The following is a 14033-nucleotide window of genomic DNA, read 5'->3' as shown; positions in this document are numbered from 1 at the left end:
CTCCAAAATCCGGGCGCGTACGGCAGGCGCTGGCAAGGCTGTATACCAGAAGATGCCGCCGCACCCGTTTGGTGCCCGGCGCGTTCCATTCCCGCCGCATTTCTTCTTCCCGCGCCCCGCGGCGCCCCTTGCGGAGACGACGATGACGCACTTTGACTACCTGGTGATCGGCGGCGGCAGCGGCGGCGTCGCCACCGCACGGCGGGCGGCGGAATACGGCGCGCGCGTGCTGCTGATCGAAAGCGCCCGCCTCGGCGGCACCTGCGTCAATGCCGGCTGCGTGCCCAAGAAGCTGATGTGGCATGCGGCAGGCATCGGCCACGCGCTGCACGACGCGGCGGCGTTCGGCTTCCGTGTCGATGGCCTGCGCTTCGACTGGGCTGCGCTGAAGCGCGGCCGCGACGACTTCGTCGCCTACCTCAACGGCGTCTATGCCAGCCTGCTCGACAAGGCCGGCGTCAGCGTGGTGCGTGGCCACGCGCGCTTCGTCGATGCGCACACCGTGGAGGTTGGCGAACAGCGCTACAGCGCACCCCACATCGTCATCGCCACCGGCGGCGAACCGCGCGTGCCGGACTCGCCCGGGGCCGCGCTCGGCATCACGTCGGACGGCTTCTTCGCGCTCGACCACCTGCCGGCGCGCACCATCGTCGTCGGCGGCGGCTACATCGCGGTCGAGCTGGCGGGCGTGCTCGCGGCGCTTGGCAGCGAGGTCACGATGCTGGTGCGCGGCGAACATCTGCTGCGCCCCTTCGACGCCATGGTGCGCGACGAACTCGCATTGCAGATGCGCGACGCCGGCATCCGCATCGTCACCGGCAGCGAAGCCGGCGCGGTGCGCCGCGCGGACGACGGTGCGCTGCGGGCGGCCTGCGGCAGCGCCGAGTTCGAGGGCGACACGCTGATCTGGGCGATCGGCCGCCAGGCGCGCACCGCCGGCCTGAACCTCGCCGCCGCCGGCCTGGGCACAGAGAAGGACGGCAGCATCGCCACCGACGCCTGGCAGGACACCGCGGTGCCCGGCATCCATGCCATCGGCGACGTCACCGGGCGCGTGGAGCTGACCCCGGTTGCGATCGCTGCCGGCCGCCGTCTTGCGGCGCGCCTGTTCGGCGGCCAGCCGGAAGCGCGGCTCGACTACGAGAACGTCCCGTCGGTGGTGTTCAGTCATCCGCCGATCGGCACCGTGGGCCTGACCGAAGAGGCCGCCCGCGCCCGCCATGCGGACGTGCGCGTCTACCACACCCGCTTCACCGCGATGTACCACGCGCTCAAGCCGCAGCGGCCCAAGACCGCGATGAAGCTGGTGTGCGCCGGCCCGCAGGAGCAGGTGGTCGGCTGCCACGTCATCGGCGAAGGCGCGGACGAAATGCTGCAGGGCTTCGCGGTGGCGATACGGATGGGCGCCACCAAGGCGGACTTCGACGACACCGTGGCGATCCACCCCACCAGCGCCGAGGAGCTGGTGACGATGCGCTAGTCCGGCGTTCTACAGCGGCGCCAGGTCCTCGCCGCGCAAGCCCACCAGCAGCGCCTTGCCATCGGCATCCACGCGGAACTCGCCGAAGCGCGCGGCGGCCCAGCGCTCACCCTCGCCCTCGGGAAAGTAGAAGGCGTCGGTCACCAGCATCCAGCGGCCGGCGCGCGGCACCAGGCGGATCACGACCTCATCGGACTGCAGCGCGCTGCCGTCGTCCGGCCGGCGCGCGGTAACCACGCCGCGTGCATCCAGGCGCAGCGCCAGCCGCGGCGTATCGAGCACGAAAGGGTCCGGGTCTTCGCCCCGACGCTCCGCCCAGGCGAGGAAATTGAGCGCCATGTAGTCGCCCTGCATCAGCGAGCGCGGATCGACCGGCGCCAGCGGCACGAACACGGTGCGCCCGTGCGCGATCAGCTGCTCCTTCTGCACGATGGCGCCCACCGCCACCAGCACCACCGCCACGGTGCCAAGGGCGATGACCCAGGCCGCGCCGCGGCCGGCGTGCGCCGGAACGCCAGCCACCGCCGGCTTCGCCTGCCGCGCACGCGCGCCCCATGCCGCGAGCGTGCCGAGTACCGCCGCGGCACCCACCAGCACCCCGGCCTTGGTCGCCAGCGGCCACGCGAGCTGGTAGTAGAACGCGCCGATGATCCACGCCGCGGCCACCAGTGCAGTCAGCGCCAGCACGGCGCGGCGGCTCGCGGCGCAGATCGCGGCGGCGAGCAGCACCGCGCCGAGCGCCGGCAGGAAGAGCGCAAGGCCGGCGAGCACGAGGACCACGCCCGCGCACCAGGCTTGGCGCAGCCCGGGCCAGCGCCGCGCCAGCCACAGCCCGGCGCCGAGCGCCAGCACCGCAGACAGCCCCGCCCACCCGCCGGCAAGCCCGGCCCCGCCCGCCCGCGGCCCGTCGGCGAGCGCCTCCGCCAGTTCGACCGCTGCCGCCGCGCCGAGGTTGGCACCGAGCAGGAAGGTGGTGCCGGACCACAGCGCGAACGCCGCGAGCACCGCCGCCAGCCAGCCGCCGCCGATCGCTTCGAGCGCCGCGGCGACACCCGCACGGCCCTCGGCAAGCGCGCGCTGCTGTCCCTGCAGCGCGGCGATCCAGACCAGCAGTTGCAGATGAAGCACCGCGGCCGGCGGCACCAGGAAGCCGAGCCCGTCATAGGCCAGGTCGGTGATCACCAGCCAGATCAGCACCGCCGCCGCGGCCCCGAGCAGGGCGCGCAGCCACGCCTGCGGCACCCCCGCGGCCACGCCCAACGCCAGCACTGCCATCACGCCCGCGGCCACCCGTTCCGGACTGCTGTCGAGCAGGCCGAGCGCGATCAGACCCGCGCCGGCAAGCAGGCCGGGCACTGCCAGTTGCTCGATGAACAAGGACACGCCGCGCCCGCGCAGCACCATCACGGCCGCCGCCAGCAGCAGACCGCCGACGACGATCGCCCCCACCCCGCTATCGACCAGATCCATAGCCAGCGCCACGAAGCCGAGCAAGGGAAGCGCCGCCAGCCAGGCGCCCAGCCCGGTCAGCAGCACCACGGGCCACGGCCGGCCACCGCCGGGCGCCGCCGCCTCACCTGCCGGAATCAGCCCGGCCGCCGCGGCGTCTTCCAGCAGACGCTGCCACTGTGCCCGGTTCATGTGCGCGCTCCGTCGTCCGCGCGGCGCACCAGCGCCAGGATCACTGCCACCGTGCCCGCCAGCAGCGCCGCCGCGGCAACACCGAGCACCAGCAGGCCGCCGACCTCGCTGTGCCCCGCCAGCAACAGCCGCGCGAGGCCGCACACCAGCAGCACGTTGAGCCCGAGGCCCACGGCGCTGACGCAGTACACGTCGAAGGCCCGCGGCGCCGCGAACAGGGCGGCAGCGGCGGCAAGCGCCAGCAGTCCGAGCAGGTAGAGCATGGGGCTGTCGTCGAAAAGCCCCACCAGCGCACTGGCGCTGATCGCCGCGGTCGCGAGCGTCAGCGCGAGCCGCGCCGACCACGGCCCGGCTCCGCTCCAGCGCCGCAAGGGCGCGCTCAGGCTCGCGGCCAGGCCCAGCCACAGCAGCCAGGACACGAGATGCACGCCAAGCTCACCGGCGCGCCACGCGCTGTGGCCGTTGTAGGCATAGAGCCACAGCGAAAGGGCGCTGCCCGCGACCAGCGCCCAGGGCGCCCACACCACGTCGCTACGGACCCCCAGCGCCAGCGGCAGGCCCAGCGCCGCCCACAGCGCGAACAGCTGCCAGGGGTCGGCGCCGGTCTGGTAGGTCTGGCCGAAATAGGCAAACAGCCCGCCGGTGGCGAGAAAGGCAAGCAGCGCCAGCGGCGCGCGCAGACGCGGACGCAGCGCCGCGCCCAGCCCCATCGCCACCACCGCGCCGATCAACAGGCCGAAGCGCCCGAAGCGGCCGAACACCGCCCAGTTCGCCGCCACCCACAGGATCAGGCCGAAGCCGCCGAGCGCGGCAGCCAGCACGGCGACGCTGCGGACCGCAAGCGGGCGCAGCAGCGCGGGTTCGCGGTCGAGTCCGGCAAGTTCGAGGAGGCGCGCGCTGGCACCGGCATCGAGCCGGTGGCGGGCGGCGAGTTCATAAAGGCTGAGACGCGGGTTCAAAGGATTCTCCGGCGAGCCGTGCGGGGCGGTGGATGGAGGGCAGCTCGGTGCGCGCTTCGCCGGCATGGGGGCGATGTCGTGCGACGCGCAGCCCGGAATCATATGCCCGTCACATTTGCCGGCCAAACGGAAGCGGGTGGGGTGAGGGCTGGCTGGCGCGCGGAGGCTTGAACAGGATGGGGAACGAGCCCCGCGCCCCATGGAGCCACGGCGGTTCTAGTTCCTCCCCCTTCAAGGGGGAGGCCAGGAGGGGGATGGGGTTGGGTTCAGCGAACAGCTGAGCGAAACCCCATCCCCACCCCAGCCCTCCCCTTGAAGGGGAGGGAGCAAACAGGCCAGCCCGGGAGTCTTCGCTTCGCTCCACCGCTCGGGCAAGCGGCAGCGGGTCCCTGCCGAAATAGAAACGCAACGCATGCCGTGGAGGGCGATGGTTCTAGTTCCTCCCCCGTCAAGGGGGAGGTTAGGAGGGGGATGGGGTTCGGGTTCAGCGAACAGCTGAGCGAAACCCCATCCCCACCCCAGCCCTCCCCTTGAAGGGGAGGGGGCAAATCAGGCTAGCCCGGTGGCCTTCGCTTCGCTCCGTCGTTCGACAGGCCGCAAGCAGTGCTTGCCGAAACCCCTGTCTCACCCCCTTGAAGGAGAGGAGTAGCCGCGTCCAGCCCGAGCGTCCCTGCCAGACTCCAACGTTCAGGAGGCGGAAAACGATGCAAGCCGAAACGACTGCCTCACCAGAGCCGGGCGCAAAGCGGCCCGGCCCTCAGCCGCCCTCGCCCGCGCCGCGGATCTTCGCCAGCGCCATCGACGCGGCCGCGGTGCGGGTTTCCACGCCGAGCTTCTCGAACACATGCTCCAGGTGCTTGTGCACCGTGCGCGGGCTGGAGCCGAGGATGTCGCCGATGTCGCGGTTGGTCTTGCCTCGGGTGACCCAGTACAGCACCTCGGCCTCGCGCGTGGTGAGGCGGAAGGCGGCGATCAGGGCCTCGATCGCGCTGGCGTCGTTCTCCTCGCGCAGCACCACCAGCCACTCCTCCTCGCCGGTGTGGTCGTGGAACGAGGCGAGCAGCCGGCGGGCGCCGTCGGCCATCACCAGCGGCGCGACCTCGCGGCGTTCGCGGCGCGCGAGTTCCGCGGCGAGGATCCACTCGATCAGCCGCGGCGGCGTGGTTTCGTCGGCGCCGATGTCGAACCAGTTGCGGATCAGCTGGCGCGCGAGCGGCGTCTGCCAGACCAGCTTGCCGTCGGTGGCGCGCACCGCCACGGTGGCCTGGCCGAAGGCGTCGAGCGCGCTGCGCGCCTGCTTCATCTGGCGCGCGTTCTGCACGTGGGCGGCGATGCGCGCCAGCACCTCGGCCGGCTTGATCGGCTTGGTGACGTAGTCGGCGCCGCCGGCGGCGAAGGCGGCGACCACGTGCTCGGTCTCGGTGAGGCCGGTCATGAAGATCAGCGGGATGGCGCGGGTGACGAAGTCGGCCTTGAGCCGCCGCGCCACCTCGAAGCCATCCATGCCGGGCATCACCGCGTCGAGCAGCACCACGTCGGGCAGGCTCTGGCGGGCGCGGGCGAGCGCGCTTTCGCCGTTGGTGGCGACCAGCACGGTGTAGCCGGCTTCGTCGAGCGCGTCGTGCAGCAGCGAGAGGTTCTCCGGCACATCATCGACGATCAGCACGATGCCGGCCGACTGCGGCACGGCGACGGTGGCGGGGGACGGGCTCATTGCGGGGCTTCGCTCCGGCGCAGGATTTCGTGCATGGCGTCGAACTGGAACTGGCGCGCGAGTTCGCGCTGCACGCGCACGAACTCGGCGTAATCGGGTGCGAGGCGCTCGATCTCGGCGAGCTTGGCGAGGATGCCGCGCAGGTAGCCGAGGTCGATCAGCTGTTCGAGTTCCTGCACCGCATCGGCTGGCGGGCGCACCAGATGGGGGGCCGGAGCCGGGACCGGCTGCGGCGCCGCCGGTTCGACGCGCTCGGCCCACACCCAGTCGAGCTGCAGGCGGCGGCCGATCCAGTCGAGCAGTTCCTCGACCCGGATCGGCTTCAGGATGAAGTCCTCCGGCGCGATGCCGACGTCGTTGTCCAGGCCCTTGTCGAAGGCGTTGGCCGAGATGATCGCCACCGGCACCTCGTCGAAGCCCGCATCGCGCAGGCGGCGGATGGTCTCCCAGCCGTCGATGCCGGGCATCGCCAGATCCATGAAGACGAGATGCGGACGGAAGGCCGGCACCATCTCCAGGCATTCATAACCCGACGCCGCCTGGCCGATCTCGAAGCCGAGCGGTTCGAGCAGGCTGGCGAGCAGCTCGCGGTCGACCCGCTCGTTGTCCACCGTGAGGATGCGCCGGCGCACGCCCTGGTAGCCGATGCGCTGGGTGCGCGGCTGCACCGCTTCCGCCTGGGCGCCGTGCACCTGCGGCAGGAACAGGCGGATGCGGAAGGTGCTGCCCTCGCCCGGCACGCTATCCACGCTGAGTTCGCCGCCCATCAGGTCGGTCAGCATCTTGCTGATCGTCAGCCCCAGTCCGGTGCCGGTGGTGGTGCGCGCGCTGCTGCCGCGGGCGAAGGGCTCGAAGATCTGCTGCAGTTCGCCGGCGGCGATGCCGGGGCCGCTGTCCTCGACCTCGATCAGCGCCATCTCGCGGCGGTAGGTGAGCTTGACCCGCACACGGCCGCGCGGGGTGAACTTGATCGCGTTGCCGATGATGTTGATCAGGATCTGGCGCAGCCGCTTCTCGTCGGCGCGCACCACCTCGGGCAGCGTGCCGACGGTCTCGAACACGAAGTCCAGCCCCTTGTCGCGCGCCTGCGGTTCGAACATGCCGACCAGTTGGTGCACGAAGGCGGGGAAGGCCAGCGGGCGCATGTCGAGCGCGAACTTGCCGCTTTCGATGCGGGCGATGTCCAGCGTGCCCTCGATCAGCGACAGCAGGTGCTCGCCGCTCTTCTTGATGACGCTGACCGCCTGGCGGCGGTGCGGAGGAATCGCCTCGTCGCCGTCGAGGATCTGGGCGTAGCCGAGGATGCTGTTGAGCGGCGTGCGCAGCTCGTGGCTGATCGAGGTGACGTAGCGGCTCTTGGCCTGATTGGCCTGCTCGGCGACGCGGCGTGCGTTCTGCAGTTGCTCGTCGGTGCGGCGGTGGGACTCGATCTCCTGCATCAGCAGCTGGGTCTGGCGGTTGGACTCCTCCTGCGCCACATGCCGGCTCTTGTGGGTCAGCACCATCCACCACACGCCGATACCGCTTACCAGGACGAGCGCGGCGAAGGTCTTGACCAGCACGCCCTGCAGCGCGCCGCGCGCGACATCCGGACCGAGCGCCAGCACCTCGTGGTAGTACAGCGTGCCGAGCAGCAACACCAGAAAGCCGGTGACGCCGCCCATCAGCAGCAGGTAGTGGCCGAGGCCGCCGTCGATATAGGGCTGCAGCCCGCCCGGCACCAGCCGCCGCACCAGCGCCGACCACTGCGCCGACAGCCGCGCGTGCGGCTTGCAGAGGTCGCCGCAGCGCGCGTCGAGCGAGCAGCACAGCGAGCAGATGGTGCCCTGGTAGGCGGGACAGTGGCTGGTGTCCTCGGGTTCGAAGTCCTGCCCGCAGATCGCGCAGCGGCGCGTCGCGACCCAGGCGCGGCCGGCGGTGGCGACGGGCTCCGGCGGGCGCGCGAGGTAGTAGCGCCCCTTGGTCGCCCACGCGATCAGCGGCGAGGTGACAAGCGCGGCGACCAGCGCGACGAAGGGCGCGAACGGTTGCCAGGCCGGGCCGAAGACGCCGACGAAGGTCGACACCGACAGGATGGAGGCGACCAGCATCGCGCCCACACCCACCGGGTTGATGTCGTAGAGATGGCTGCGCTTGAACTCGATGCCCGGCGGCGACCAGCCCATCGGCTTGTTGATGACGAGGTCGGCCACCACCGCCACCATCCACGAGATGGCGACATTGGAGTACAGCCCGAGCACCTGCCCCAACGCCTGGAACACGTTCATCTCCATCAGCAAGAGGCCGATGAGGATGTTGAACACCACCCACACCACCCGCCCCGGATGGCTATGGGTGAGGCGCGAGAAGAAGTTGGACCACGCCAGCGAGCCGGCATAGGCGTTGGTGACGTTGATCTTGAGCTGCGACACGATGACGAACAGCGCGGTCACCACCACCGCCCACAGCGCGCTGTCGAACACGCCGGAGAAGCCGAGCAGATACATCTGGTTGGGGTCGACCGCCTTCTCCGCCGGCATGCCCTCGCGCAGCAGCAGCCAGGCGAGCAGCGCGCCGCCCAGCATCTTGACCACGCCGATCAGCACCCAGCCCGGCCCGCCCAGCACCACGCCGGCGAGCCAGCGCCAGCGGTTCTGCGCGGTGCGCGCCGGCATGAAGCGCAGGTAGTCGGCCTGCTCGCCCATCTGGGTGATCAGCGCCGCGCCCACCGTCATCGCGGCGGCGAACAGGTGGAGGTCGAACACGCCGGGCTCGCCCTTCTCGCCCGGGTACTGCCACAGCCCGGCAAGCGCCGCCGGGTCCTCGCGCAGCAGGAAGAAGAAGGGCAGCGCGAGCAGGAACAGCCACAGCGGCTGGGTCAGCGTCTGCAGCTTGGAGATCACCGTGATGCCGTGGGTGACCAGCGGGATCACCACCAGCGCGCAGACCAGGTAGCCCCACGCCGGCGGAATGCCGAGCGCGAGTTCCAGCGCGTAGGCCATGATCGCCGCTTCGAGCGCGAACAGGATGAAGGTGAAGGACGCGTACACCAGCGAGGACAGCGTGGAGCCGATGTAGCCGAAGCCGGAGCCGCGCGTCAGCAGGTCCATGTCCACGCCGTGGCGCGCGGCATAGAGGCTGATCGGCAGGCCGGTGAGGAAGATGATGAGGCCGAGTGCGAGGATGGCCCAGAAGCTGTTGATGAAGCCGTAGCTCACCAGCATGGTGGCGCCGACCGCTTCCAGCACCAGGAAGGAGGCCGCGCCGAAGGCGGTGTTGCCGACGCGGAACTCGGTCCACTTGCGGAAGCTGCGCGGCGTGAAGCGCAGCGCGTAGTCTTCCAGCGTCTCGTTGGCGACCCAGGTGTTGTAGTCGCGGCGGATCTTGACGACGCGCTGCACCGGCTCGTGCTCGGCCGCCGGCGCGCCCGCGGCGCGGGCGGAGGAAGCAAGGCGGGCGTCGGAATCGGCTGCGTTCATCGTCAACGGAAAAAGGGCGGCTGCGGCGGGATGGCGCTCCATTCTAGAGCAGCAAACCGCGGCATCCGCCCCGGGTGCGTCGCGCCCTGCCCTTCAACGGCCGGGCGCGGACGAACGGACGCTCAGCGGCGGCCGGCGTCGCGCATCGCGTCGGACAGCAGTTGGGCCTTGTCGACCTGCAGCGGCGACGGCGCCTCCGGCGGGCACATGGTTTCGGGGTCGATGCCGGCGCGGTCCTGGCCGATGTCCTTCGCGGCCGGCAGGTCCTCGCGCGCCACTTCCAGCGCGCTCATCAGCTTGCCCAGCCCGTTCAGCGTGCGCGCCTGCGCGATCACCTGGTCGTAGCGCGCGTTGGCGTAGGCGCGGCGGGCCTGGAAGTACTCGTTCTCGGTGTCGAGCAGATCGAGCAGGGTCCGCTGGCCGATGTCGAACTGGCGGCGGTAGGCCTCGCGCGCCTTCTCGATCGACAGCTGGTGCTGGTCGAGGTAGCGCAGCTGCTCGGTCAGGCGCTGGGTGTCGTTATAGGCGATCGCCAGCGTCTGGCGCAGGTCGCGGCAGGCCTTCTCGCGCAGGTCCTTGGACTGGTTGAGCGACTCGGCCGCCGAGCGCAGGCGGGCCTGGTCGGCGCCGCCGCGGAACAGGTTGTAGTTGAAGACGAGCTGCACCACGCTGTCGCTGGAGCGGCCATCGACGCCGTCGAGGTTGCGGTCGATCGACTTGTAGGCCTGCAGTTCGACGCGCGGGTGGTAGGCCGAGCGACGGCTTTCCACCATGGCCTGGCCGGCGCGCACGTTCTCGACCGCGGCGTTGATCGCCGGGCTGGTGTTGAAGGCTTCGCGCAGCGCATCGCGCGGGTTGGCCGGCAGCGGCATCGCGGTCAGGGTTTCGCCGAGGTCGGGCAGCGCTTCCGGCGGGGTGTCGCCCACCAGGCGCTGATAGCGCGCGGTGACGTCGTGCAGGTTGGAGACTTCGGTCAGCAGGTTGGATTCGGCGAGCGCCAGACGGCCGCTGGCCTGTTCCTGGTCGACGCGGCGGCCGACGCCGGCGCCGGCGCGCTGGGCGATCTGGTCGGAGATCAGCTTGTGCTCGACGTAGTTGGCCTTGGCGAGACGCACTAGCTCACGGTAGCGCAGGACATCGCCATAGGCGCGAACCACTTCCAGCGCGGCGCTTTCAGAGGTCTCGATCAGTTCGTAGTAGCGCGCGAGCTTGGCGTAGCCCATCCGCGCGACTTCACTTTGGGTGAAGAAGCCGTCGTACACCATTTGGGTGAGCGACAGGGTGGCGCCGCGGTGCGTGTAGTCATTGGTGCCGGTGGTCGGACGGTCGATCCGCTCGCGGCCGATCGCGGCGTTCAGGTCCACCTGCGGGTAGTAGCCGCCGCGCGCCGCATCCTGGTCCGCGGTCGCGCCCTGGAACGCGTGCCAGCGCGCCTGGACTTCGGGGTTGGACACCACGGCCTTGCGCACCGCGTCGCGCAGGGGTTCCGGCGTCGCCGCGATCGCGGGCGCCACCTGCAGTGTCGACAGGACGGCAAGGCAAACCAGGGTGCGAACCTTCTTCATGACCTCTCCAAACGGAATAAGACGAAAGCCGGAGCCGTTGGTTACCGCCCCAGCATGGGTAGCGGCGCATGATATCGGATCGTTACAGCACGTAATGGCAAATCGGCGACGCACGGAGGCAAATTCCACACAAATGGCAGGCCCCCTTCTCGCGCCTCGGCGAAGTCGGCTAAGGTGAGCGCGTTTCGTGCCGCTCCCCCCGCATGCCCGTCCTTTTCCCCCGGCTCCTTCCCGTGATGTCGCAGCGTTCGCGCGCGCTCGCCGCGGCCTTGAGAAGCCTGTGCGCGGCGGCCGCAGTGGCGCTGGCGTGGCTGTGTGCGGCCGCGCCGGACCTGGACCGCATGCAGAGCCAGGCGGCAGAGCGCTTCGGCTCCACGGCGGCCGAGCTGGTGGCGGCCTGGCGCCGGCTGCTGGGCGAAAGCGCGGCCGAGACCGACGCCGACAAGCTCGCGCGGGTGAACACCTTCTTCAATCGCCGCCTGCTGTTCGAGGACGACAGCGTGGTGTGGCGCCAGAACGATTACTGGGCCACGCCGCTGGAAACGATGGGGCGCGGCGCCGGCGACTGCGAGGATTTCGCGATTGCCAAGTACATGACCTTGCGCCTGCTCGGGGTGCCGGCCGACAAGCTGCGGCTGATCTACGTGCGCGCGCAGATCGGCGGCCCCGGCAGCACCGCGTCGCAGGCGCACATGGTGCTGGGCTATTTCGCCACGCCCACCGACGAGCCGCTGGTGCTCGACAACCTGATCTCGGAGATCCGCCCGGCGGCACGTCGGCCGGACCTCTTTCCGGTCTTTTCCTTCAACGACGAAGGCCTCTGGGTGGCCGGCGCGAGCACCTCGTCCGCCGACCCCACCGCGCGCCTGTCGCGCTGGCGCGACGCGCTCGACCGCATGCGGCGCGAAGGCCTGACGCTGCCCTGAACTCATCCCGAATCCCCACCGGAACGACCCGCCCATGTCCCTGATCAAGCAACTCTGGATCGCCATCGCCCTGGTCACCGTGCTCTCGCTCGGCGGCAGCTTCGTCGTCAGCACACTGGCGGCGCGCCACTACCTGCAACAGGAGCTGGCGGTGAAGAACATGGACAACGCCGCCTCGCTCGCGCTGTCGCTGTCGCAGATGCCGAAGGACCCGGTGACGGTGGAGCTGCAGGTGGCGGCGCAGTTCGACACCGGCCACTACCGGCTGATCCGCCTGACCGGTGCGAGCGGCGAGGTGCTGGTCGAGCGCAGTTTCGACGGCGCCGAAGCGAGCGCGCCGGCGTGGTTCATGGCGCTGGTGCCGATCGAGACCCAGCCCGGCGTCGCCCAGGTGCAGGACGGCTGGCATCAGTTCGGCACGCTGTCGGTGGAGACCCACAGCCGCTACGCCTACGACTCGCTGTGGCAGGCGACGCGCCAGCTGCTGATGTGGTTCGTCGGCGGCGGCCTGCTGACCGGCCTGGTCGGCACCCTCGCGCTGAAGTTCATCACCCGGCCGCTGGACCGCATGGTCGAGCAGGCCGAGGCGATCGGCGGGCGCCGCTTCGTCACCACGCCGGAGCCGCGCACGCTGGAGTTCCGCAGCGTGGTGCGGGCGATGAACGCGCTCTCGGACCGCGTGCGCAGCATGCTGGCCGAGGAATCCCAGCGTCTGGAGGCGCTGCGGCGCCAGACCCAGCAGGACGAACTCACCGGCCTTTTCAACCGCGCCCAGCTGCTGCGCCAGCTCGATGCCGCGCTGAGCGGCGAAGCGAGCGCGGACGGCGTGATGCTGATCGCGCGCGTGGCCGACCTTGCCGCACTCAACCAGCGCCTGGGCCGGTTGGCGGTGGACAACACGCTGCGCACGCTGGCCGGGGCGCTCGGCGGCTTCACCGCGGCGCACCCGGGATGGGACTGCGGGCGCCTGAACGCCACCGACTTCGCGCTGATCGCGCCGGGCGCGGTGGACGCCGCGGCGCTGGCCGACGAACTCGCGCACACCCTCGACACCGCGCTGACGCCGGTGAGCGAGATCCACCGCCTGCATCTCGCCGCCACGCCCTATGCGGCGCAGGAAGCGCGCAGCGCGGTGCTGACCCGGCTGGACGGCGTGCTCGCGGCAAGCGAGCTGCACGGCGACCGCGCGGTGCGTGTCGGCATCGCCGATGGTGCCGAGGCCGGCCCGCAGGGCGCGGGCGAATGGCGCCGCCTGCTCGACGCCGCGCTCGCGGCGGGACACATCGAGCTGGCGCGCTTCCCGGTGATCGACCGCGACGGCGCGCTGCTCCACGACGAAGCGCCGGTGCGCCTCGCGCTGGACGGCAACTGGTACGCCGCCGGACGCTTCATGCCGTGGGCGGCGCGGCTGGGCATGATGGTGGCAGTGGATACCGCCGTGGCGCGCACCGCACTGGCGGCGCTGGCGGCCGACGGCGCGGCCACGCTGGCGATCAACCTGTCGGTGGAGGCGCTGCGCGACGCCGGCTTCCGCGACGCCCTCTATCACCTGCTGGAATCCGACCCCGCGGCCGCGCGCCGGCTGTGGATCGACGTGCCGGAACACGCGGCGCTGCAATATCAGGTGGAGTTCCGCGCGCTGTGCCTCGCGCTGCGCCCGCTCGGCTGCCGCGTCGGCCTCAAGCACGCGGGGCCGGCGTTCTCGCGCATCGCCGAGCTGCACGACCTCGGGCTGGACTACATCAAGGTGGCGGCGGCCTTCGTGCGCGACATCGACAACTCGCCGGGCAACATGGCCTTCGTGCGCGGGCTGTGCACCATCGCCCACTCGATCGGCCTGCAGACGATTGCCGAAGGCGTCAGCACCGAGGCGGAGCGCGATGCGCTGCCCGACCTCGGCCTGGACGGCATGACCGGCCCCGCGATCCGCCGCCCGCAGGCGGCTTGATCAGAGCAGCCCGGCGTCGTCGTCGAGCAGGCTGTCGCTGTGCAGGGACTGGCGCAGCGACCGCCGCTGCAACAGGCGGTTCTGCGCCGGCAGCGGCAGGTCGGTGAAGCGGATCACGTCCTTGGCGAGCAGGGTGTCGATCAAATCCTCGATCACGCGGATCAGGCCGATGTCGGAGCTTTCCAGCGCCGCAAGCGCTTCGCCGGGGTGGCTGCCGAGGCGGCGTGCGAATGCAGCCACCGCCGGGTCGCCCGGCTCCAGCCACTCGCGCGCGGCCGCGCTTTGCTCCAGGGCGACCGCGGTGATGTTCCCGGACGCGTCACGTTCTACGAAGGGCATGCC

9 protein-coding genes are annotated in these 14033 nt (G+C 71.0%); 3 read left to right on the top strand and 6 right to left on the bottom strand.

The window, feature by feature from the left end; all coding sequences use genetic code 11:
* Window positions 1-142 precede the first annotated feature (142 nt).
* Window positions 143-1480 carry a glutathione-disulfide reductase gene (gorA, locus tag dqs_RS03580; protein ID WP_065339695.1) on the top strand — a complete coding sequence of 446 codons (1338 nt, stop codon included), beginning with the start codon at window positions 143-145 and terminating at the stop codon, window positions 1478-1480.
* 9 nt (window positions 1481-1489) lie between these two features.
* On the opposite strand, the gene dqs_RS03575 is transcribed toward gorA, so the two are convergent.
* From dqs_RS03575 to dqs_RS03555, 5 genes are all read right to left on the bottom strand, one after another.
* Window positions 1490-3121, bottom strand: coding sequence for a GDYXXLXY domain-containing protein (locus dqs_RS03575; protein ID WP_065339694.1), 1632 nt, complete (start codon window positions 3119-3121; stop codon window positions 1490-1492).
* The gene (locus dqs_RS03570; protein ID WP_065339693.1) at window positions 3118-4080 is read right to left on the bottom strand and encodes a DUF2157 domain-containing protein; all 963 of its coding nucleotides are present in this window, start codon (window positions 4078-4080) and stop codon (window positions 3118-3120) included. Before dqs_RS03570 ends, dqs_RS03575 begins: the two co-directional genes overlap by 4 nt.
* Before the next feature lie 757 nt (window positions 4081-4837).
* Window positions 4838-5794, bottom strand: a complete 957-nt coding sequence (locus dqs_RS03565) for a response regulator transcription factor (protein ID WP_011764391.1) — start codon at window positions 5792-5794, stop codon at window positions 4838-4840.
* The gene (locus tag dqs_RS03560) at window positions 5791-9252 is read right to left on the bottom strand and encodes a hybrid sensor histidine kinase/response regulator (RefSeq protein WP_065339692.1); all 3462 of its coding nucleotides are present in this window, start codon (window positions 9250-9252) and stop codon (window positions 5791-5793) included. The genes dqs_RS03565 and dqs_RS03560 overlap by 4 nt, the downstream gene beginning before the upstream one ends.
* Window positions 9253-9374: 122 nt before the next feature.
* Window positions 9375-10817 (bottom strand): TolC family outer membrane protein, encoded by a 1443-nt coding sequence (locus dqs_RS03555; protein WP_065339691.1) that lies wholly within the window; start codon window positions 10815-10817, stop codon window positions 9375-9377.
* Between the two features lie 236 nt (window positions 10818-11053).
* Here dqs_RS03555 and dqs_RS03550 point away from each other — a divergent pair, with 236 nt between their 5' ends.
* Together dqs_RS03550 and dqs_RS03545 are read left to right on the top strand one after the other, a co-directional pair.
* Window positions 11054-11743, top strand: a complete 690-nt coding sequence (locus dqs_RS03550) for a transglutaminase-like cysteine peptidase (RefSeq protein WP_065339690.1) — start codon at window positions 11054-11056, stop codon at window positions 11741-11743.
* A gap of 34 nt (window positions 11744-11777) precedes the next feature.
* The gene (locus dqs_RS03545; protein WP_011764387.1) at window positions 11778-13691 is read left to right on the top strand and encodes a bifunctional diguanylate cyclase/phosphodiesterase; all 1914 of its coding nucleotides are present in this window, start codon (window positions 11778-11780) and stop codon (window positions 13689-13691) included.
* On the opposite strand, the gene dqs_RS03540 is transcribed toward dqs_RS03545, so the two are convergent.
* The gene (locus tag dqs_RS03540; RefSeq protein WP_065339689.1) at window positions 13692-14030 is read right to left on the bottom strand and encodes a hypothetical protein; all 339 of its coding nucleotides are present in this window, start codon (window positions 14028-14030) and stop codon (window positions 13692-13694) included. It abuts the gene before it with no gap.
* Window positions 14031-14033: the final 3 nt, after the last annotated feature.

Source organism: Azoarcus olearius (genome assembly GCF_001682385.1).
Taxonomy (GTDB): Bacteria; Pseudomonadota; Gammaproteobacteria; order Burkholderiales; family Rhodocyclaceae; genus Azoarcus; species Azoarcus olearius.
This window is presented reverse-complemented; position numbering and strand designations above follow the sequence as displayed.

Bases quoted from the DNA above. Each gene is read 5' to 3' on its own strand.
- dqs_RS03550 (WP_065339690.1), top strand. From the start codon at position 11,054: ATGTCGCAGCGTTCGCGCGCGCTCGCCGCGGCCTTGAGAAGCCTGTGC.
- dqs_RS03565 (WP_011764391.1), bottom strand. From the start codon at position 5,794: ATGAGCCCGTCCCCCGCCACCGTCGCCGTGCCGCAGTCGGCCGGCATC.
- dqs_RS03555 (WP_065339691.1), bottom strand. From the start codon at position 10,817: ATGAAGAAGGTTCGCACCCTGGTTTGCCTTGCCGTCCTGTCGACACTG.
- dqs_RS03540 (WP_065339689.1), bottom strand. From the start codon at position 14,030: ATGCCCTTCGTAGAACGTGACGCGTCCGGGAACATCACCGCGGTCGCC.
- gorA (WP_065339695.1), top strand. From the start codon at position 143: ATGACGCACTTTGACTACCTGGTGATCGGCGGCGGCAGCGGCGGCGTC.
- dqs_RS03545 (WP_011764387.1), top strand. From the start codon at position 11,778: ATGTCCCTGATCAAGCAACTCTGGATCGCCATCGCCCTGGTCACCGTG.
- dqs_RS03560 (WP_065339692.1), bottom strand. From the start codon at position 9,252: ATGAACGCAGCCGATTCCGACGCCCGCCTTGCTTCCTCCGCCCGCGCC.
- dqs_RS03575 (WP_065339694.1), bottom strand. From the start codon at position 3,121: ATGAACCGGGCACAGTGGCAGCGTCTGCTGGAAGACGCCGCGGCGGCC.